Raw genomic sequence first — 17,633 nt, forward strand, 5'->3', positions numbered from 1 at the left:
GGGCGGAAAACCCGCACACACTTTTCCTCATCCCGCTCTATCCTTTGACGCCACCGGCCGTGAGCCCGGAAATGATCCGCCGCTGAAAGATCAGGACGAGGATCACCAGCGGCACGGTGACGATGATCGATGCGGCCATGATGTTGCCCCACGGGATTTCGTATTGGCTGCTGCCGGAAAGCAGCGCGATCGCGACCGGGACGGTGCGCTGGCTGTCGGACGACGTGAAGGTCAGCGCGAACAGGAACTCGTTCCAGGCGGCGATGAAGGCGAGTAGCCCCGTCGTCACCAGCGCCGGCCACATCAGCGGCATGAACACGCGCGTGATGATCACCCAGGGTGTGGCGCCGTCGACGATCGCCGCCTCCTCGATCTCCACCGGCAGATCGCGCATGAAGGTGGTGAGCACCCACACCGTGAAGGGCAGCGTAAAGATCATGTAGGAGAAGATCAGCGCCAAGGGCGTGTTGAAGATCCCGACACTGCGGATGAGCTCGAACAGGCCGGCAAGCACGGCGATCTGCGGAAACATCGACACCGACAGGATCGTCAGAAGCAAGAGGCCCCGTCCGCGGAACCGCACCCGCGCCAACGCGTAGGCAGCGGTGACGGCCAACAGCAGCGACACGGCGACCACGATCGTTGCAACCAGCAGCGAATTGGCGAGGTTGCGCAGGAATCCACTGCTCGACACGACTCCGGCATAGTTCTCGAAGGAAATCTCGGTCGGCCAGTAATCGACCTGGAAGAGCGCCGTTCCGGATTTGAAGCTCGTCAGCACGGCGTAATAGAACGGAAAGACGGCCATGACGATGATGGCGGCGACGAGGGCGTAGAACGCCGTGCGCTTGGCAAGGGTGGCGACCATCAGCGTTCTCCTCCTTCGAGATTGACGCGGCCGAACCACATATAGGCGACGGTGATCGCTGCAATGATCAGGAACAGCATCGTCGAGGCGGTTGCGCCGTAGGCGAACTTGTCGAAGTCGAACAGGTTCTCGCGGGCAAGCACCGACATGGTCTTCGTCTGGGCGTTGTTGGGCGTCAGCACATAGATGAGATCGAAGATGCGCAGGGCATCGAGCATGCGGAAGATCACCGCGACCATCAGCGCCGGCCGGATCAGAGGCAGCGTCAGCCGCCAGAACACCTTCAGCGGATGGACCCCGTCGATCTTGGCCGCCTCGTAGATATCGGAGGGCACCATCTGTAGGCCGGCAAGGATCAAGAGCGCCATGAAGGGCGTCGTCTTCCAGACGTCGACGATCAGCACCGCAACCATCGCCGTCTCCGGATTGGCGGTCCAGGCGATCTTCTGGCTGATCAGCCCGAGGCCGAGCAGGAGATCGTTCAAGATGCCGAACTGGTCGTTGAGCATCCAGGCCCACATCTTGGCGGAAACGATGGTCGGAATGGCCCAGGGGATGAGGATCGCCGCGCGCACGAGCCCGCGCCCCGGAAAATTGGCGTTCAGCACCAGGGCGACGACGAGGCCCAGCACCGTCTCGATGGTGACGGAGATCGCCGAGAACTTCAGCGTGTTCCAGACGGCGTTCCACCAGGCGGGATCGGCGAGCAGGCCGTTATAGATCGTGCGCCCGCTCTTCAGCGTGATCCAGCTCAGATAGTTCTTGAAGCCGACGAACTCGGCGCCTTCGAGATTGGTCAGCGACGCGTTGGTGAAGCTGAAATAGATGGTGCGCAGCAGCGGCCAGCCAGCGACGAGCGCGAGCACCAGCAAGGTCGGCGCGAGAAAGATCCAGGCGGAGCGAACGCGGCTGGCGTTGAGATCGGAACGGATCCCTGCCTGCTGTTCGAGTGCGGAGGGGGGATCTGCGAGTGAAAGATCGGTCATGTCTATACTCACCCTTGCCGTTCGGCGCGCGGCCGGACGGTTGGCCCGAGAGGAACGATGCGGCTCTCGGCAAATCACGGCGTGACGCGGTATCGTGTCCGGAATTGCCTGGTTCGAAGAGCGCGTCGGCGGCGGTGGCTCGGTGGAGCGAGGGAAGGCCCGAAGGCACTCCCCTCGCCCCCGGGAGGATCACCAGCTATCGCCTTTCATCTCCGTGAGTTCGACTTCGAGCAGTTCGAGGTTTTCCGCGGCCGTGCCGTTGCCAGACAGCGTGTTGTGGACGGCATTCCAGAACTTGGCCGAAACCTCGTTATATTTGACCTTGGTGACAGCCGACGGCCGCGGTACAGCGCTTTCGAAGATCGGCTTCCAGGCCGGCATGAACGGCTGCGCCTTGGCGACCTCCGCATCGTCGTAGAGAGCGGCAACGGTCGGAAGGTTGGAGAGCTGGATGGCCCGCTGCTTCTGCACCTCGGGGGACGCGAGGAACTTGACGAGCGCGATCGCCGCCTCCTGGTCGTCGGAATATTTGGAGACGGCAAGGTTCCAGCCACCGAGCGTCGAGGACGGCTGGTCGCCATCGGTCGCCGTCGGCAGCGGCGCCACGGCGAACTTGCCCTTCACCGCGCTGTCGTCGCCATTGCCGAGCGCGTAGGCATAGGGCCAGTTGCGCATGAAGACGGCATTGCCCGTCTGCCAGACCCCGCGCGACTCTTCCTCCTGGTAGGCGAGCACGCCCTGCGGAGAAATCGCGCCGATCCATTCCTTGACGCGGTCGATCGCAGCCGCCGCTTTCTCGTTATTGATCGAGATCGTGCCATCGGGCTCGACGATCTGGCCGCCGCCTGACGACTTGATCCATTCGAGCGCGTTGCAGGTCAGCCCTTCATAGGCGTTGCCCTGGAAGACGTAGCCCCAAAGATCACCCTGGCCAGCGGCACGCTCCTTCTCCTGGATTTCCTTGGCGGTCGCCGCCAGCTCGTCCCAGGTCTTCGGCGGCGCCTTGCCGTACTTTTCCAGGAGGTCCTTGCGATAATACAGCGCCGGCGCATCGGTGAAGGCCGGCAGGGCCACGAGACGACCGTTGACCGTCTGCGAGGCAATGATCGACGGGAAGTGCTGACCGACGACGTCCTTGGTTGCTTCCGTCAGATCGATGAACTGGTCGGCCAACTGCGGCGCCCAGACGACATCGGTCTGGTAGACGTCGACATCCTTGTTTCCGGCGGCAAGCCACAGCCGGTACTGGCTGAACTGCTCGCTGCTCGACGGCGGCATGGTGACTAGGCTCACCTTGTGTCCCGTCTGCTTCTCGAAGATGTCGAGTTGCTCGCGGATGAAATTGACGTTCTTGCCGGTCGTGTTGGCGGCGAGCGAAAGCTCGGCGGCGCTGGCCGTCCCGGCTGCAACGATCGCGGCGCAAAAACTCAGGGCATTGAGCATGGTTCTCATGATGGTCGACTCCTCCTGTTCCCCTCCACCGCCCGAACGCTCCTCAGCAAAATCGAAAGCGGTTTGGATCGGAAAAAGTTGGCAGAAGACGGAAAAACTGTCAATCCATGCGTCTGAAAAAGTCGAGCGGCGGTGAATTTATAAGGCATAGATATTTATTTTCAATTACTTACAAAAAGAGACCGAAATTCGTGCACAAGGCGCGGCGACCCATAAAATCCAAGGGGAGATGCAGCAATTTAAAACGGTTTGGTACAACTCCCTTCGGATGCAAGGCAGGGGACGGGCCCGACAAACTGATTGTTACCGGCGGGGAAGGTGTATATTTCTGGGACCGGGGTCAGGCTGAGGAAACGCATACCGAATGAAACTGAGGGAGTTCGCACAGCAACTGGGCCTTTCGCCAACCACCGTCAGCCGGGCGCTGAGCGGTTACCCAGAGGTCAGCGAAAAGACACGCAAACGCGTGGCCGAAGAGGCATCGCGCCTTGGCTATCGTCCGAACATCAATGCCGTGAGGCTCGCCACCGGTCGCGCCGGCGCCATCGGCGTCGTCATGGGACGAGCGGGTGAATTTCACTTCTCCGAGTTCATGGGCGGACTGGCCGAGCGGCTCGGCACGGAGGACATCGACATCCTCGTCAGCCCGATGGACGACAAGGATCCCAAGGGCGAAATCCAACTCTATAGCCGGCTCGCCGTCAGCGGCCGTGTCGATGCCGTGATCGTGCATTCGCCCGAACCGAACGACGAACGCATAGCACTCCTCCACAAGCTCGGCATGCCCTTCCTCGTCCACGGTCGATCCGATATCGACGTGCCGCATGCCTGGCTCGACATCGACAACGAAGGCGCGATCCGGCGGGCGACCTCGCATCTGATCGATCTCGGCCATCGCCGCATCGCCATGATCAACGGACGGAAAGGACGCACCTTCTCGCTCCACCGCGACAAGGGCTACCGCGACGCACTGCAGGCACGCGGCATTCCGTTTGATCCGCGTCTCGTCGCCCACGGCAACTTCACCGATGAACTGGGCTTCCGCTTCGCACGCTCCTTCCTGGAGCAGGCGCCGCGCCCAACCGCCTTCGTCGCCGGCTCGATGATGACCGCCCTCGGCATCTACAGAGCGGCCCGGTCCATGGGTCTGGAGATCGGCCGCGAGGTTTCGGTGATCGCCCATGACGACGTCTTTCCCTACCTGACCGCGGAAAACATGGTGCCGTCGCTCTCGGCGACACGGTCTTCGATGCGCGCTGCCGGCGCACGCTCGGCCGACCTCGTGCTGCAGCTTCTCTCAGGCAGGCCGACCGAAGAGGTTCACGAACTCTGGCCGGTCGAACTGATCCTGCGGGAATCCACAGCGCCGCCACCCGAGGATGCGTGAGAACCGTCTTTGACAGCCTCAATCAAAGACGGACTCGATGAGACCCGGGCGCGGACGGACATAAGGGACACGGGCCGGCCGCGATGAAACGCCGCAAAGCCGTTGCCAGGAAAACCGTTGTCGGACCGGATGCCGCGCGCTAGGACCGAAGGAACGAAGGATGCGAGCATGGCGGAAACGGAAACCACCACCCTCTATGAAGCGATCGGAGGCGACCCGACGGTTCGTGCGCTGACGCGCCGCTTCTATGAGTTGATGGACACGCTGCCCGAAGCGGCACGATGCCGCGCCGTGCATCCGCCCGACCTTTCGGGCAGCGAGGAGAAATTCTACGAGTACCTGACCGGCTGGCTTGGCGGACCGCCAATCTATGTCGAGAAGCGCGGACACCCGATGCTGCGCCGTCGCCATTTCGTCGCCGAAATCGGCCCGGAGGAACGGGACGAATGGCTGCTCTGTTTCACCCGCGCGCTTGAGGAAACGATCGCCCATCCGCAGCTCAGGCAGATCATTCTCGAGCCGATCACCCGCCTCGCCCTTCATATGCAGAACAAGGAATGACGTGACATGTCGCAGAGCGGATTTCGCGCAACGACGCTTTTTGTTGCCGGTTTGATGGGTCTGACCGGCGTTGTCAGCGCGGCCGCGGCCTCGCATGGCGACGATCCGAGATTGCTCGCCGGCATTTCCGCGATGTGCCTGGCGCACGCGCCTGCACTGGTCGCGCTCTACGCAGCCTGGCCAAGCTTTCGCACGGCCCCTGCTGCGGCCTTGCTGATCGCCGTGGGAACGGCGCTGTTCTCGGCGGATCTCGCCATGCGCCATGCTTCCGGCCACGGCCTGTTCCCGATGTCGGCGCCGCTCGGCGGCACGACGATCATGGCGGGCTGGCTCGCCGTCTCGCTCGGCGCCTTCCTGCCGCGAAAGGCCTAGCCTAGAAACAATTCGCCTCCCGGATGGGTCCATCCCAGGAGGCGAATGACAGGCAATATCAGGGACTATGCCCAAGCCCACACGGCGCGGATCAGGCACCTTCGACGGCGGTGAAACCTTCGAACTTCGGCGGACCGAGATACATCGCCTTGTTGTCGCCGGCACTCCGGTGCGCGGCCCGGAAGTTTTCCGATTTCGTCCAGGCCAAGAACGAATCCCTGTCCTTCCAGACCGAGTTCGAGACGAAGAGCGTATAGCCCTCTTCCGGCACGCTGCCGCCACGAAGCAGATGGAAGGAAACGAAGCCCGGCATTTCAGAAAGACTGGAATCGCGGCCCTTCCACACGGCCTCGAAAGCCTCTTCCTGGCCGATGGCGATACGAAAACGGTTCATGGCAACGTACATCTTGGTCTCCGTAGGTCCTTTCGCCAAACTGCGAAACAATCCGGCTCTTTGAAACGGCGCAATCCCGGACGGAAAACCGCTTCGCACTTTTCCTGGACTTGCTTCCTTAGTCTACGCAATTCCGGACGGAAAACCGCTTCGCACTTTTCCTGGACTTGCTTCCTTAGCCTACGCAATCCCGGGCGGAAAACCGCTTCGCACTTTTCCTGGACTTGCTCTCAGGCACTTTCTTTCTTGCGGCCGGCATCATTGGCCGCGCGCGGAAAGGCGAGGATAGTTCCTTCTTTCGGCTCCGCAAGGCCGAGAGGATCGCGAACCGGCGGTCGCGCCTGCCAGCTTGGGAACTCCGCGACGTTGGTGGTGTCTTCCAGCATGCGCGCGCGGCGGGTCAGGATCTCGTAGAGCTCCGGCACCAGGCCATCGCCATTCTGTACCGCCAGCTTGTGCAGACCGAGCATCATGGCGAGGTCAGGACGTTCTTCGTTCATTGCAAACTCTCGTCTTGCTTGGGGGATCAGCGCTCGTCGCGGCTGGTGGTCAGGTCCTGAAGCGCGCGCTCCAGGCTCGATTTCGAGCCGTTGCGCAGCGGTACGAAGGCCTTGCCCCACTTCTTGCAGCCGGTCTTCACGCGAAGACATGCGTCATGGCTGATGCAGTCGATCGGGCAGAAGACGCAGTCGACGGACGGCAGCACCCGGTCGATCCGCGAGACGGCCTCACGCAGGCCGCCATCGTGATGCAGCAGCTCGGCGCCAAAGGCGCTGGCGATTTCGCGCAGATGCGCCACCTGACAATCGCGGCCGCCGACATAGAGGAAACTGCGTCCTTCAAGCGTTGCCTTGCCGGCCTCCTGGCGTGCCTCGGTCGCTTCCGAACCCGAACGACCCTTGCCATTCTTCGCCGCATTCTGGTGACGCTTGCCGCGCATGCAATCCTCTCCGCCTGATCGCGCGACAAGGGCCTTCACGGGCAGCCGGTCGCATCGGGACATCATCTCGACACACGCCCTTCGGCTGCGTGACGAACGCAACCTATTAAACTTGATAATCCGAGTAAAGTATAAACATGAGTTTTATAATCATATTTTCGAGAAAAAATCAGCTCTTCGCTCGCTGGCCGGAAAGCGGCGCGTCCGCCCGTCAGTTTACGGACATCGGGACGGTAAAGGTCCAACTGCTCTTGCCGGAACCGGCCGGGATGGCCGCGAAAGGTGCTGCGCTGCGAACCGAATCCAAGGCCGCCTTGTCGAGACGGTCTGATCCGGAGCTGCGAACGAGATTGACCCCTGCCAAGCCTCCATTCGCGGCGACGACGAACGTAACCGTCGCGGTATCGCCTTCGCCACTGCGGATCCCGCGGGTCTTCCTGAGGAAAGCGCGCTGGACCTTTGAGCGAACCTTGCCCTTGTAGTTTTCCTCTCCCGCGTTACCGGTCACCGACGCTGCCCGTCCCTGACCGGTGGCGGCCGTGGAAGCACCATTGATATCGCCGTCCGCCTGGCCTTTGACCTGGGTCTGTTTCTGCTCACCCTTGTCGCCAGCCTTCTTGCGGGTGACCTTCTTTTTCTTGACCGGTTCCTTCTTCGGTTCAGGTTTGTCCACCTGCTCCTTCTTCGGCTCTACGATCTCGGGCTTTACTTCCGGCACGACGGATTCGACCGGCGCGACGCTTGCGGTGACCACAGCTTCGGCAACCGCAGGGGTCGGCATCTCTTCGGCCGGCAGGATGACGTCGGCCTCGGTCGCTGTCAGATCGTGCGGTTCGTCCGCGGCGATTTCCGGTGTGGTTGAAGTCTGCTCCTCGACCGGCGCAAGCTCCTCCGGCTTCACCTCGTCAGGGACATCATCAATCGGCTCGACGATCTCGGAGGGATCGCCCGCCTGCAGCGTTTCAGAGAACGCGTCGCCGAGAACGGCAACTTCCGTCGCCGTACCGCCGATCATGAGCGTCGATTCGTCCTTCGGCGGCGAAGATGCGAACAGGGTGGCAAGAACAACGCCATGCGTTGCAAGCGAGATGATGGCGGCCCCCGCCCAAATGACGATACGCTTCATTACTGCCTTACCTTCGCCGCACCGGGTGGCGCAAACCCACGCCCTTTAAGGAGCGGTCTCAATCAGCCCTGTTCGCTCAGCCCTTGAGTTCCACCGCGGATTTCGAGCCGGTCTTGATTCCGCTCATGCAGGCGCCCGGCTGCACGCCGTCGCCGACACAGGCCGGCGCATCGTTGATCAGCAGGCTCTTCACCGCATCGCAATTGGTGCCGGGCAGATCAAACTGGCGAACCTTGGTCTTGCCGGCGGGCAGATCGCGGAAGTCGAGGACGGCCATGCGCTCGACGAGACCCTTCTGGTTGAAGATCACGAACTCGAAAGACACCTTGCTCAGCGACTGCGCCAAGGCGTTGCCAGCAACGAAAGTGAGCTTGCAGCCCTTCTGCGACGGCGCGACATCGTTCAACTCGATCGTCAGCCCGCCGGCGGGCACAGCCTCCTGGGCGTTGACACTGGTCCCCGCGATAAGGGTCGCAAGAGCAACGGAAGCAATCGGAAGGCTGGAAAACTGCATAACGACATCACTCCAGAGGGTTGCAGCGAGCCACCGAACGAGGCCCGCACGCCCTTGTCCACAAGCCGGCAATAAATAACTTGAGTTTTTAAGTCCGGTATTGCGTCCATAAATAAATATGAGTAATGAAGTCAAGATAGTAAACGAATTGCACGGCAGGAAATGCTGGAAAAACAGCGCGGCCTGCCCTCTCGAAACGGCCAACCCAGTGACCAACGACAATGACCTTGCACGCCCATCCGAGCCGCCGATCCAGGCCGGGCGCGCGCAACGGATAATTGAAAGTCGCGAACTTTTCGGCAGCGAAAACGAGATCCTCATTTCCCACGACGGCGCGATCTACCGCATGAAGATCACCCGCCAAGGCAAACTGATCCTGAACAAATAGGCAGATGAAAATGACCGAGAGCCTCCGTCCCACTCCTTCCGAAATCCGCGCCTACCGCGCCGAGAACCCGAAGATGCGCGAGCGTGATGTCGCAGCCCAGCTCGGTGTTTCCGAAGCCGCTCTCGTCGCTGCCGAATGCGGGCTGACTGCCGTGCGTATCGATGCCGATGCCAACCGTTTCCTGTCGCGCGTCGAGGAACTCGGCGAAGTCATGGCCCTGACCCGCAACGAAAGCGCGGTCCACGAAAAGATCGGCGTCTACGAAAAGATCACCACAGGTGAGATGGCAAGCATCGTGCTCGGCGGTGAGATCGACCTCCGGGTTTTCCCGAGCGCCTGGGCGCACGCCTTCGCCGTGACGAAGACCGACAACCAGGGTGAAACCCGCAAGAGCCTGCAGTTCTTCGACAAGTGGGGCAACGCCGTACACAAGGTGCACCTGCGCCCGGAATCGAATGTGGCGGCCTATGACAAGATCGTCGCGGATTTCCGCCTTGACGACCAGACGCAGGAATTCGCCGCCGACGCCAGCGTGCCCGCCGCTGACGACAGGCCTGAGACCGTCGTCGATGTTGCCGAGCTGCGCGACCGCTGGACGAAAATGACGGACACCCATCAGTTCCATGGCATGCTGCGCAAGCTGAAGATCGGCCGCCGCCAGGCGCTCAGCAACATCGGCGAAGATTTCGCCTGGCAGCTCGACCCGTCCAGCATCGAAACCATGATGCGTTCCAGCGCCGAGATCGAACTGCCGATCATGTGCTTCGTCGGCAACCGCGGCATGATCCAGATCCATTCCGGCCCGATCGCCAGGATCGCGCCGATGGGCCCCTGGCTCAACGTCATGGACCCGACCTTCCACCTGCACCTGCGCACCGACCACATCGCCGAACTCTGGGCCGTGCGCAAGCCGACGGCCGACGGCCACGTCACTTCGATCGAGGCGCTCGACGCCAAGGGCGAGATGATCATCCAGTTCTTCGGCAAGCGGAAAGAGGGCCTCGCGGAACGTCCGGAATGGCGCGCGATCGCCGAGGGCCTGCCGCGTCTCGACACGACCGTCGCCGCCTGAGGACAGGATAAGGAACACTTCGATGATCAACGGTCTCGACTTCCGTCGCCTTCGCCGCCGGGAACTGGCGCTTGCCGCCTTTGCCGTTTCGGCGCCCTTCCTGCTGCCGGCGGTGGCACCCGGTGCGCCCTCCTTCATCCGGCCGGCGATGGCCGAGGAGATACAGAAGGCCGACGTCTCGCGCGTCGTTTCGGTCGGCGGAGCGATCACCGAGATCATCTATGCGCTCGGCGAGGAAGGCCGCCTCGTCGGCCGCGATTCCACGAGCACCTATCCCGAAGCGGCAAAGGCGCTGCCGGATGTCGGCTACATGCGCCAGCTCGCACCGGAAGGCATCATCGCCGCCAACCCGAGCGCCATCATCGCCATCGAAGGCAGCGGCCCGCCAGAAGCGCTGGCGGTGCTGAAGGAGGCGAACATCGCCTTCACCAGCGTGCCTGAGACCTTCGACAAGGCCGGCATCCCCGCGAAGATCCGCACCGTCGGCACTTTCCTCGGCGTCGAGGAAAAGGCCGAAACCCTGGCAAAGAGCGTGGAAGCCGATCTCGATGCGGCAGTCGCCGAGAGTGTCGCCCGTCCGGTAGCCGAACGCAAGCGCGTGCTCTTCATCCTGAGCACGCAGGGCGGAAAGATCATGGCCTCGGGACAGGGCACCGCGGCCAACGGCATCATCGAGCTCGCGGGCGCCGTAAACGCGGTCGGAACTTTCCCCGGCTACAAGGCGCTGACCGACGAGGCCATCATCGAGGCCAAACCCGATGTCGTCCTGATGATGGACCGTGGCGGCGAACATTCCGCCAAGGCGGACGAACTCTTCGCCCTGCCGGCGCTCAGCCTTACGCCTGCCGCCAAGAACAAGGCGCTGATCCGCATGGACGGCCTGCACCTGCTCGGCTTCGGCCCACGTACGGCAAGCGCCGTGCGCGAACTGAATGCCGCCATTTACGGGAAGAAGGCCAATGCCGCGCAGTGAGGCGGCGGACCGCGGCATGCGCCTGACCGGTTTCGCCGCCGATATCCGCAATGAATGGCGCGCGGGCAACCGCTCGCGGCTGGCGCGTCTCGTCATCGCCGCCTTGATCGCGTTTGCCGTCGCGACCTTCGTCGGCTCGATCATGACTGGTGCTGCCGATGCGTCGCTCGCCAATGTCTGGCGCTGGTTGATCGGTGAGGCCGATCAGGGCTTAAGCATCCGCGACCGCATCATTATCCTCGATATCCGCCTGCCGCGCGCCGTGCTCGGCCTGCTCGTCGGCGCTTCGCTCGCCGTTTCCGGCGTCGTCATGCAGGGTCTTTTCCGCAACCCCCTGGCAGATCCCGGCCTCGTCGGCGTCTCCTCGGGCGCGAGCCTCGGCGCCGTGCTGCTGATCGTGCTCGGAACCGCCGCCTTCGGGCCGCTTTTCGCGCTGTTCGGTTTCTATGCGCTGCCGGTCGCAGCCTTCGTCGGCGGCCTCGCCACGACCCTGCTGCTCTACCGTATCGCCACCCGCGGCGGCCAGACGTCGATCGCCACGCTGCTGCTTGCCGGTATCGCGCTCGGCGCGCTGACCGGCGCGATCACCGGCGTTCTCGTCTTCAGGGCCGACGACAAGCAACTGCGTGACCTCACCTTCTGGGGGCTCGGTTCGCTCGCAGGCGCCAACTGGACGAAGATCCTGGCGGCAGCGCCGATCATCCTCGCGTCGCTCGCGGTGACCCCATTCCTGGCACGTGGACTGAATGCCATCACCCTCGGCGAAGCGGCGGCCTTTCATATGGGCATTCCCGTGCAGCGGCTGAAGAACATCGCGATCGTCAGCGTCGCCGCGGCCACCGGCGCATCCGTTGCCGTCAGCGGCGGCATCGGCTTCGTCGGCATCGTCGTTCCGCACCTGCTGCGCCTCGTCATCGGCCCCGACCATCGCTACCTGCTGCCCGCCTCGGCGCTGTTCGGCGGTACGCTGTTGATCCTCGCCGACATGATCGCCCGCACCATCGTATCTCCGGCGGAACTGCCGATCGGCATCGTCACCGCCTTTATCGGCGCGCCGTTCTTCCTCTGGATCCTGCTGCGCGGCCGTTCGAACATGGGACTCTGAAGGAAACCATGATCAACGTCTCCAATCTCTCCGTCCGACTCGGCGGGCGACCTGTCATCCACGGCGTATCCCTCGAGGCTTTGCCGGGCGCATTGACCGCCATCGTCGGACCGAACGGCTCCGGCAAGACCACGACGCTGAAGGCGATCTCCGGCGAGCTTTCGCCGTCGAGCGGAGCGATCCGCATCAATGGCCGCGACCTCAGCGGGCTGAAGCCGTGGGAACTCGCACTGATGCGCGGTGTTCTGCCCCAGTCGGTGGTCATCTCCTTCCCCTTCACCGTGCGCGAGGTCGTGAGGTTGGGCCTTGCCGCCGGTGCCAATGCGGACTCCGCCGCGCACGACCGGGTCACGGCCGAGGCGCTGGAAGCGGTGGATCTCGCGGGCTTTGCCGGACGTTTCTACCAGGAACTGTCGGGCGGCGAGCAGCAGCGCGTGCAGCTTGCCCGCGTCCTCTGCCAGATCACCGATCCGGTAATCGACGGCGAGCCGCGCTACCTGCTTCTCGACGAACCCGTGTCGAGCCTCGATATCCGTCATCAGCTCGGGATCATGCAGCTCGCCCGCAAGTTCTGCGAACGCGGCGGTGGGGTCGTCGCCGTGATGCATGACCTCAATCTCACGGCTATGTTCGCGGACCATATGGTGATGATGAAGACCGGCAAGGTCCGCGCCAGTGGTGCCCCCCGCGAGGTTCTGACCGACGAGACGATGGAAGCCGTTTTCGGCTGCCGCATGCAGGTGGGTGTCGCACCGGCACCGCACGTGCCCTTCGTCCTGCCGCAGACAGCATCGCTCTGACCGACCCTTGGGGCGTCGCGGGTGAAACAGCCCTTGTCGCCGCAATTCGCTTGACTGGCCAAGGTCAAGTTTTCACGAAACAATTTCTGCACTTGTGCGTTGTTCTCCCGAAGCGCCGGAAAGGGCCTCTAGTTGTGCCCGCCGGTTCCGTCAGACAGCGCCGACCGCTTGCGGCCGGCGCATGCGTGAAAGGGAGTATCCGTCATGGCGCCAGGCCTCTTCTCCGGTTCGGGATCGCGATCGACAAAAAGCAATGGCAAGCTCGCCGATCTCTCCATTGAGGAACAACTGGGCGAGCTGCGGAGCGATGTGGCAACGCTTGTCGCCTTGCTAGCCGATCGCGGATCGGCCGCCTCGAAGCAGGCGCGCGGCAAAGTGCAGGATGCCCGTGAACAGGCGGAAGCCGGCATCAGCGAATTGCTGGCAAGCGGCGAAGACCTGCTGGCCGAGCTTCGCGACCGCTATGCCGGCACGGAAAAGCAGGTCCGCCACGCGGTTCGCGAGCATCCCGTCGCCACGCTCGGCGCGGCCGCCCTGATCGGGCTCGCCGTGGCGGCGCTGCTTCGTCGCTGACTTGCGATCCGTCAAGCTGGACCGGCGCGCAATGGCTCGCAGTTCCGGCCGAGATGAGGAAAGGCATGGAGCTTTTCCGCCGGTATTTCGCCTCCAAACCTCTGAGAGTCGAGCACGACGGGAGTAACGCATGGGACCATTGACGGCCGCCCTCGCCAGCCTTTTGGCCGCCGACATCGGCGCCACTGCCGCTCGCGTGAAGCGCAATGCAGCCCTATGGAGCGTCATAGGGCTGTTGCTCCTCACCGCCTATGTCTTCGCCCTCGCCGCCGCCTTTCTGTTTCTTAGTGTTCGCTACTCCCCTGTCGCGGCCGCAGCGGCAATCGCCGGGGCACTGGTCGCCACAGCCCTGGTGTTTATAGCCATCCTCATCGCCCTGCAGAACCGAGACCGCCGGCTTCAGGAAGAACGCCGCCGCCGCACGCAGATGCAAACCAATCTGACGCTGCTCGCAGCAGCCGGCATCCTGCGCAAACAGCCGCTTCTTGCCGTTGCCATGGCTCTCGCGGTCGGCGCTCTCTTGGGGACCGGCAAGCGACGCGGACGCAAACACGACGATTGATGGGCGGGTGCGGTCCCGTCAGAGCGGCAACCGGATAAGCGCCGTCACACCGGCTGGGAGATATTCGACCTTCACCGAACTCCCCAGCACCTTGTCGAGGCTGCGCTCGATCAGGATGGAGCCGAAGCCGCGCCGCTTCGGCTCGCGCACCGGCGGCCCGCCAACTTCGCTCCACGTAAGATGAAGGACGGTGTCGCCGTCTTCGACGACGTTTCGCGCCGTCAACACAACCTTGCCTTTCGGCACCGAAAGCGATCCGTATTTCACGGCGTTGGTTGCAAGCTCGTGCAGCACCAGCCCCAAGCCGACGGCCTGGTCGGGACCGAGCGACACTTCGTCCTTATGCAGTTCGATCTGGTCCGCATAGGCGCTCACATGCGGCAGCAGTTGCTTGGCGATCAGGTCGGCAAGCCGGATCGTGCCCCACTCGTGATCGGACAGCAGACCATGCGCCTCGGAGATCGCCTGCAAGCGACCGGCAAACGCGGTCATGAACTCGGCCGGGTCGCTCGTCTGGCGAAGCGTCTGGCGCGCAAGCGATTGCAGCATGGCGAGCGTGTTCTTGACCCGGTGATTGAGCTCCTTCAGCAGGAGCCGGGTGCGCTGCGCCGAAGCCTGCTGGTCGGTGACATCGATCGTCACGCCGATGAATGTCAGCGGATTGCCCTTGCCGTCCCGGTCGTGCACGCGGCCGCGGCCGAGCAGCCAGCGCCCCGTGTCGCCGATACGGAACATGCCGTCATATTCGTCGTCGGCCTTCATCGCCTGGCGGAGCTTGGCGAAAGTCGCGCCGCGATCGTCGACGTGGATCGCGCCGAAGATGTCGCGGGCGCCAACCGAACTGTCGGCCGAAAGTCCGAACATGCGTTTCAAGGCGCTGTTGCCGGCGATCGCACCCGAGCGGATATCCCAAAGCCAGCTACCGATGTTGGCCGCTTCGAGCGCCATCGCGTGCCGCTGCTCCTCGCGCGACAAGGCCGCCTCCTTCAGCGCGCGTCGACGGGCCTCGTCCTTGACCTTGAAAAGCGAGGCTGCGAGCGCGGCAAGTCGGCACAATTGGTGGATGAGCGATTGCGATACCTCAGTGCGCGGCTTGTCGTCGAACACGCAAACCGTGCCCACCGCCTGCCCTTCCAGCATGATCGGCGCGCCGGCATAGAAGCGCACAAATGGCGGCCCCTTGACCTGCCGATGGCGTGCGAACCGCGGATCGACCGAGGCGTCGAGGACGACGAGGCTTGCATCGGCCGCAGCGGCTACATGCGTACAAAATGCGTCTTCGGCCGGGGCACGGGTCTCATCGGTACCGACGGCTGCCTTGAACCACTGCCATTGGCGGTCGATCAGTGTCACCAGTGCGACCTGAGCGTCGAAAAGCCCGGCAGCGATTTCGGCGATCCCGTCGAAATCCCGGTCCGGAACGGCCATGTCAGGCACGGTCGCGTGCAGGACGCCAAGACGCTCGGGCGCGTCGAGCAGCCTCGTCACAGACGGATCCGTTTTCTCTGTCCTCACGTGCATACGGTCTCAATTCTCAATCTGAACGAGATGAGGAAGCCGCCGGGGTCAACCGCATTCCGCTCGGTTTGGAGCGTCTCGACCCAATATCGTCACGACTGCACCTTCGTCAGTCGATGTCGGCCGTCACCGCCTATCCCCTCGGGCCCCAGCCGTCAGTGAAAGCAGGACACCGCCACTTTTGCAACGGTATCCGGCCGGAAATTCTTCCCTCAGGAGACGAAGGCGCGCGACGTGATCGGAGCCGAGGTTTCGTCCGGCCCGTAGTCGTTTTCACCCTTCACCTGCAGGATGTCCTGCAGCCGCTGGCGCGCACGGTTCACCCGGCTCTTGATCGTGCCGAGAGCGCAGCCGCAGATCGTCGCCGCCTCTTCGTAGGAGAAGCCGGAAGCGCCGACCAGGATGATCGCTTCGCGCTGGTCCGGCGGCAGCATATCGAGCGCACGCCGGAAATCCTGCAGGTCGAGGGACCCGTATTGCTCCGGGTGATGGGCCAGCGACTCGGTGAAGTGCCCGTCGGTGTCCTGCACCTCGCGCCCGCGCTTGCGCATCTGGCTGTAGAGCTCGTTGCGCAGGATCGTGAAGAGCCAGGCTTTCATATTGGTGCCCATCTCGAAATGGTCCTGCTTCGCCCAGGCCTTCATGATCGTGTCCTGGACGAGGTCGTCGGCACGGTCGTGGCGACCGATCAACGACATCGCGAAGGCGCGCAAGCTCGGCAGCGCGGCAAGCATCTCTCGCTTGAAATCATTCTTTTCGGACGACATTCTGGCACTTACTCCCTGCCCTGCAGTGCCGACCGCTGCTCGGCCGCGTCGAGTTTTTCCAGAAGATCGAGAAAACGCGCGGGTATCGCCTCTTCCTGCACGGACTGATAAAGCGCTTTCAGCTTTGCTGCGATTTGCGCGTTTGGGTCTTCTGTCCATAAGGTCGTGCCGGTAGTCCGCCCTGCCCCTGTTTTATATTTCATTGTCAAACTGTCGCCTTCGAGTGTCCATAGCCGCGATAACGCGGCAGAAAATTGAAATGTTCCCTTGGGGAACCTTTTTTTACGTCCGGCGTTCTCGCAACGTCACCGTAGAAAGATATTCGAGGGAGTTCCCCCTATGACATTGTCCACGCGGATCGCACCGCTTCTGCCGTATCTGCGCCGGTACTCACGCGCGCTGACCGGCTCGCAGACATCCGGCGACGCCTATGTCGCTGCCGTTCTCGAAGCGCTGATCGCCGACACGTCGATTTTCCCGGAAGCAAGCAATGACCGCGTCGGCCTGTTCAGACTCTTCACCTCACTTTTCGGCTCCTCATCCGTCCTTGTGCCGGAGCCGATCTCGCCTTTCGCCTGGGAACAGCGCGCGTCGATCAATCTCGCGACGGTCTCGCCCCTAGCCCGCCAGGCCTTCCTGCTGGTCTCGGTCGAAGGTTTCCGTCCCGAGGAAGCCGCCGAAGTCCTCGACGTCTCCACCGAAAAGGTCGGCGGCCTGCTCGACCGCGCCTCGCAGGAAATCTCGCGTCAGGTCGCAACCGATATCATGATCATCGAGGACGAACCGCTGATCGCCATCGACATCGAGCAGATGGTCGAGAGCCTCGGCCATCGCGTCACCGGCATCGCCCGGACCCGCGACGAAGCGATTGCCCTCTACAAGCAGACCCGGCCAAGCATGGTGCTTGCCGACATCCAGCTCGCCGACGGCAGCTCGGGTATCGACGCCGTCAACGACATCCTGAAGACAAGCGCCATTCCGGTGATCTTCATCACCGCCTTCCCGGAACGGCTCCTGACCGGCGAACGGCCGGAACCGACCTTCCTCGTCACCAAGCCGTTCAACCCGGACATGGTCAAGGCACTGATCAGCCAAGCGCTGTTCTTCAACGAATCGACCAAGGCGGCGGCCTGAGCAACGGGTCATTTCGCCGTTTCCGAAACGGCGAAATGACCACCTTTGCTGGACGGTACCCTTCGAGACAACATCTCAAATTTTCCCGCAATCGACCCTGGCAGCGGCGCCCGCACGCACCCGACTCTGCTGGCAGCATCG

22 protein-coding genes are annotated in these 17,633 nt (G+C 62.9%); 11 read left to right on the plus strand and 11 right to left on the minus strand.

Features of this window, described 5'->3' with window-relative positions:
* Nucleotides 1–37: 37 nt before the first annotated feature.
* The 3 genes from ACQ5BM_RS23200 to ACQ5BM_RS23210 form a co-directional block, all read right to left on the minus strand.
* Entirely contained in the window at nucleotides 38–868 is an 831-nt protein-coding gene (locus ACQ5BM_RS23200; RefSeq protein WP_247958626.1) for a carbohydrate ABC transporter permease, read from the minus strand.
* Nucleotides 868–1,854, minus strand: coding sequence for a carbohydrate ABC transporter permease (locus tag ACQ5BM_RS23205; protein ID WP_429816476.1), 987 nt, complete (start codon nucleotides 1,852–1,854; stop codon nucleotides 868–870). The genes ACQ5BM_RS23200 and ACQ5BM_RS23205 overlap by 1 nt, the downstream gene beginning before the upstream one ends.
* A gap of 189 nt (nucleotides 1,855–2,043) precedes the next feature.
* Nucleotides 2,044–3,306: an ABC transporter substrate-binding protein gene (locus tag ACQ5BM_RS23210; RefSeq protein WP_429816479.1), complete on the minus strand. Its 1,263-nt coding sequence runs from the start codon at nucleotides 3,304–3,306 to the stop codon at nucleotides 2,044–2,046.
* A gap of 364 nt (nucleotides 3,307–3,670) precedes the next feature.
* Between ACQ5BM_RS23210 and ACQ5BM_RS23215 the strand changes: the two genes are divergently transcribed.
* From ACQ5BM_RS23215 to ACQ5BM_RS23225, 3 genes are all read left to right on the plus strand, one after another.
* The gene (locus ACQ5BM_RS23215; protein ID WP_429816482.1) at nucleotides 3,671–4,693 is read left to right on the plus strand and encodes a substrate-binding domain-containing protein; all 1,023 of its coding nucleotides are present in this window, start codon (nucleotides 3,671–3,673) and stop codon (nucleotides 4,691–4,693) included.
* Nucleotides 4,694–4,861: 168 nt separating this feature from the next.
* Nucleotides 4,862–5,254, plus strand: coding sequence for a group II truncated hemoglobin (locus ACQ5BM_RS23220; RefSeq protein ID WP_429816485.1), 393 nt, complete (start codon nucleotides 4,862–4,864; stop codon nucleotides 5,252–5,254).
* A 6-nt stretch (nucleotides 5,255–5,260) separates the two neighbouring features.
* On the plus strand, nucleotides 5,261–5,626 hold the full coding sequence (locus ACQ5BM_RS23225) for a DUF423 domain-containing protein (RefSeq protein WP_429816488.1): 366 nt from the start codon (nucleotides 5,261–5,263) through the stop codon (nucleotides 5,624–5,626).
* Nucleotides 5,627–5,717: 91 nt separating this feature from the next.
* Here ACQ5BM_RS23225 and ACQ5BM_RS23230 read toward each other — a convergent pair whose 3' ends face one another.
* The 5 genes from ACQ5BM_RS23230 to ACQ5BM_RS23250 form a co-directional block, all read right to left on the minus strand.
* On the minus strand, nucleotides 5,718–6,032 hold the full coding sequence (locus ACQ5BM_RS23230) for an antibiotic biosynthesis monooxygenase family protein (protein ID WP_429816491.1): 315 nt from the start codon (nucleotides 6,030–6,032) through the stop codon (nucleotides 5,718–5,720).
* Nucleotides 6,033–6,250: 218 nt separating this feature from the next.
* Entirely contained in the window at nucleotides 6,251–6,520 is a 270-nt protein-coding gene (locus tag ACQ5BM_RS23235) for a hypothetical protein (RefSeq protein WP_429816494.1), read from the minus strand.
* 26 nt (nucleotides 6,521–6,546) lie between these two features.
* Nucleotides 6,547–6,960 carry a DUF2325 domain-containing protein gene (locus tag ACQ5BM_RS23240; protein WP_429816497.1) on the minus strand — a complete coding sequence of 138 codons (414 nt, stop codon included), beginning with the start codon at nucleotides 6,958–6,960 and terminating at the stop codon, nucleotides 6,547–6,549.
* 211 nt (nucleotides 6,961–7,171) lie between these two features.
* Nucleotides 7,172–8,086, minus strand: a complete 915-nt coding sequence (locus ACQ5BM_RS23245) for a TonB family protein (protein WP_429816499.1) — start codon at nucleotides 8,084–8,086, stop codon at nucleotides 7,172–7,174.
* A gap of 76 nt (nucleotides 8,087–8,162) precedes the next feature.
* Nucleotides 8,163–8,600 carry a hypothetical protein gene (locus ACQ5BM_RS23250; RefSeq protein ID WP_429816502.1) on the minus strand — a complete coding sequence of 146 codons (438 nt, stop codon included), beginning with the start codon at nucleotides 8,598–8,600 and terminating at the stop codon, nucleotides 8,163–8,165.
* Between the two features lie 118 nt (nucleotides 8,601–8,718).
* Between ACQ5BM_RS23250 and hemP the strand changes: the two genes are divergently transcribed.
* From hemP to ACQ5BM_RS23285, 7 genes are all read left to right on the plus strand, one after another.
* On the plus strand, nucleotides 8,719–8,988 hold the full coding sequence (hemP, locus tag ACQ5BM_RS23255) for a hemin uptake protein HemP (RefSeq protein ID WP_429816504.1): 270 nt from the start codon (nucleotides 8,719–8,721) through the stop codon (nucleotides 8,986–8,988).
* A gap of 10 nt (nucleotides 8,989–8,998) precedes the next feature.
* Nucleotides 8,999–10,060 carry a hemin-degrading factor gene (locus ACQ5BM_RS23260; protein ID WP_429816506.1) on the plus strand — a complete coding sequence of 354 codons (1,062 nt, stop codon included), beginning with the start codon at nucleotides 8,999–9,001 and terminating at the stop codon, nucleotides 10,058–10,060.
* A gap of 22 nt (nucleotides 10,061–10,082) precedes the next feature.
* Nucleotides 10,083–11,033, plus strand: coding sequence for a heme/hemin ABC transporter substrate-binding protein (locus ACQ5BM_RS23265; RefSeq protein WP_429816509.1), 951 nt, complete (start codon nucleotides 10,083–10,085; stop codon nucleotides 11,031–11,033).
* Nucleotides 11,020–12,138, plus strand: coding sequence for a FecCD family ABC transporter permease (locus ACQ5BM_RS23270; protein WP_429816512.1), 1,119 nt, complete (start codon nucleotides 11,020–11,022; stop codon nucleotides 12,136–12,138). Before ACQ5BM_RS23265 ends, ACQ5BM_RS23270 begins: the two co-directional genes overlap by 14 nt.
* Nucleotides 12,139–12,146: 8 nt before the next feature.
* Complete coding sequence (locus ACQ5BM_RS23275; protein WP_429816515.1) at nucleotides 12,147–12,938, plus strand: heme ABC transporter ATP-binding protein; 792 nt, start codon at nucleotides 12,147–12,149, stop codon at nucleotides 12,936–12,938.
* Nucleotides 12,939–13,142: 204 nt separating this feature from the next.
* Entirely contained in the window at nucleotides 13,143–13,511 is a 369-nt protein-coding gene (locus tag ACQ5BM_RS23280; protein WP_429816518.1) for a DUF883 family protein, read from the plus strand.
* A 130-nt stretch (nucleotides 13,512–13,641) separates the two neighbouring features.
* A complete protein-coding gene (locus ACQ5BM_RS23285; protein WP_429816520.1) occupies nucleotides 13,642–14,073 on the plus strand; it encodes a hypothetical protein in 432 nt (143 codons plus the stop codon).
* Between the two features lie 18 nt (nucleotides 14,074–14,091).
* Here the strand turns inward: ACQ5BM_RS23285 and ACQ5BM_RS23290 are convergent, their stop codons facing one another.
* From ACQ5BM_RS23290 to ACQ5BM_RS23300, 3 genes are all read right to left on the minus strand, one after another.
* Nucleotides 14,092–15,594 carry a sensor histidine kinase gene (locus tag ACQ5BM_RS23290; protein ID WP_429816522.1) on the minus strand — a complete coding sequence of 501 codons (1,503 nt, stop codon included), beginning with the start codon at nucleotides 15,592–15,594 and terminating at the stop codon, nucleotides 14,092–14,094.
* A 209-nt stretch (nucleotides 15,595–15,803) separates the two neighbouring features.
* Nucleotides 15,804–16,358: an RNA polymerase sigma factor gene (locus ACQ5BM_RS23295; RefSeq protein ID WP_113535624.1), complete on the minus strand. Its 555-nt coding sequence runs from the start codon at nucleotides 16,356–16,358 to the stop codon at nucleotides 15,804–15,806.
* A gap of 8 nt (nucleotides 16,359–16,366) precedes the next feature.
* The gene (locus ACQ5BM_RS23300; protein ID WP_429816525.1) at nucleotides 16,367–16,561 is read right to left on the minus strand and encodes a NepR family anti-sigma factor; all 195 of its coding nucleotides are present in this window, start codon (nucleotides 16,559–16,561) and stop codon (nucleotides 16,367–16,369) included.
* Between the two features lie 136 nt (nucleotides 16,562–16,697).
* Here ACQ5BM_RS23300 and ACQ5BM_RS23305 point away from each other — a divergent pair, with 136 nt between their 5' ends.
* Nucleotides 16,698–17,492 (plus strand): response regulator, encoded by a 795-nt coding sequence (locus tag ACQ5BM_RS23305; protein WP_429816528.1) that lies wholly within the window; start codon nucleotides 16,698–16,700, stop codon nucleotides 17,490–17,492.
* Nucleotides 17,493–17,633 lie beyond the last annotated feature (141 nt).

Origin of the sequence: Ensifer sp. B1-9 (assembly GCF_050474445.1) — a bacterium.
In the GTDB taxonomy this organism is placed as follows: Bacteria; Pseudomonadota; Alphaproteobacteria; order Rhizobiales; family Rhizobiaceae; genus Ensifer.

Excerpts from the sequence above, each read along its gene's own strand:
- ACQ5BM_RS23260 (WP_429816506.1), top strand. The coding sequence starts at position 8,999 with ATGACCGAGAGCCTCCGTCCCACTCCTTCCGAAATCCGCGCCTACCGC.
- ACQ5BM_RS23290 (WP_429816522.1), bottom strand. The coding sequence starts at position 15,594 with ATGCACGTGAGGACAGAGAAAACGGATCCGTCTGTGACGAGGCTGCTC.
- ACQ5BM_RS23230 (WP_429816491.1), bottom strand. The coding sequence starts at position 6,032 with ATGTACGTTGCCATGAACCGTTTTCGTATCGCCATCGGCCAGGAAGAG.
- ACQ5BM_RS23265 (WP_429816509.1), top strand. The coding sequence starts at position 10,083 with ATGATCAACGGTCTCGACTTCCGTCGCCTTCGCCGCCGGGAACTGGCG.
- ACQ5BM_RS23285 (WP_429816520.1), top strand. The coding sequence starts at position 13,642 with ATGGGACCATTGACGGCCGCCCTCGCCAGCCTTTTGGCCGCCGACATC.
- ACQ5BM_RS23200 (WP_247958626.1), bottom strand. The coding sequence starts at position 868 with ATGGTCGCCACCCTTGCCAAGCGCACGGCGTTCTACGCCCTCGTCGCC.
- hemP (WP_429816504.1), top strand. The coding sequence starts at position 8,719 with ATGAGTAATGAAGTCAAGATAGTAAACGAATTGCACGGCAGGAAATGC.
- ACQ5BM_RS23280 (WP_429816518.1), top strand. The coding sequence starts at position 13,143 with ATGGCGCCAGGCCTCTTCTCCGGTTCGGGATCGCGATCGACAAAAAGC.
- ACQ5BM_RS23250 (WP_429816502.1), bottom strand. The coding sequence starts at position 8,600 with ATGCAGTTTTCCAGCCTTCCGATTGCTTCCGTTGCTCTTGCGACCCTT.
- ACQ5BM_RS23300 (WP_429816525.1), bottom strand. The coding sequence starts at position 16,561 with ATGAAATATAAAACAGGGGCAGGGCGGACTACCGGCACGACCTTATGG.
- ACQ5BM_RS23275 (WP_429816515.1), top strand. The coding sequence starts at position 12,147 with ATGATCAACGTCTCCAATCTCTCCGTCCGACTCGGCGGGCGACCTGTC.
- ACQ5BM_RS23235 (WP_429816494.1), bottom strand. The coding sequence starts at position 6,520 with ATGAACGAAGAACGTCCTGACCTCGCCATGATGCTCGGTCTGCACAAG.
- ACQ5BM_RS23270 (WP_429816512.1), top strand. The coding sequence starts at position 11,020 with ATGCCGCGCAGTGAGGCGGCGGACCGCGGCATGCGCCTGACCGGTTTC.
- ACQ5BM_RS23225 (WP_429816488.1), top strand. The coding sequence starts at position 5,261 with ATGTCGCAGAGCGGATTTCGCGCAACGACGCTTTTTGTTGCCGGTTTG.
- ACQ5BM_RS23215 (WP_429816482.1), top strand. The coding sequence starts at position 3,671 with ATGAAACTGAGGGAGTTCGCACAGCAACTGGGCCTTTCGCCAACCACC.
- ACQ5BM_RS23240 (WP_429816497.1), bottom strand. The coding sequence starts at position 6,960 with ATGCGCGGCAAGCGTCACCAGAATGCGGCGAAGAATGGCAAGGGTCGT.
- ACQ5BM_RS23210 (WP_429816479.1), bottom strand. The coding sequence starts at position 3,306 with ATGAGAACCATGCTCAATGCCCTGAGTTTTTGCGCCGCGATCGTTGCA.
- ACQ5BM_RS23205 (WP_429816476.1), bottom strand. The coding sequence starts at position 1,854 with ATGACCGATCTTTCACTCGCAGATCCCCCCTCCGCACTCGAACAGCAG.
- ACQ5BM_RS23295 (WP_113535624.1), bottom strand. The coding sequence starts at position 16,358 with ATGTCGTCCGAAAAGAATGATTTCAAGCGAGAGATGCTTGCCGCGCTG.
- ACQ5BM_RS23220 (WP_429816485.1), top strand. The coding sequence starts at position 4,862 with ATGGCGGAAACGGAAACCACCACCCTCTATGAAGCGATCGGAGGCGAC.
- ACQ5BM_RS23245 (WP_429816499.1), bottom strand. The coding sequence starts at position 8,086 with ATGAAGCGTATCGTCATTTGGGCGGGGGCCGCCATCATCTCGCTTGCA.
- ACQ5BM_RS23305 (WP_429816528.1), top strand. The coding sequence starts at position 16,698 with ATGACATTGTCCACGCGGATCGCACCGCTTCTGCCGTATCTGCGCCGG.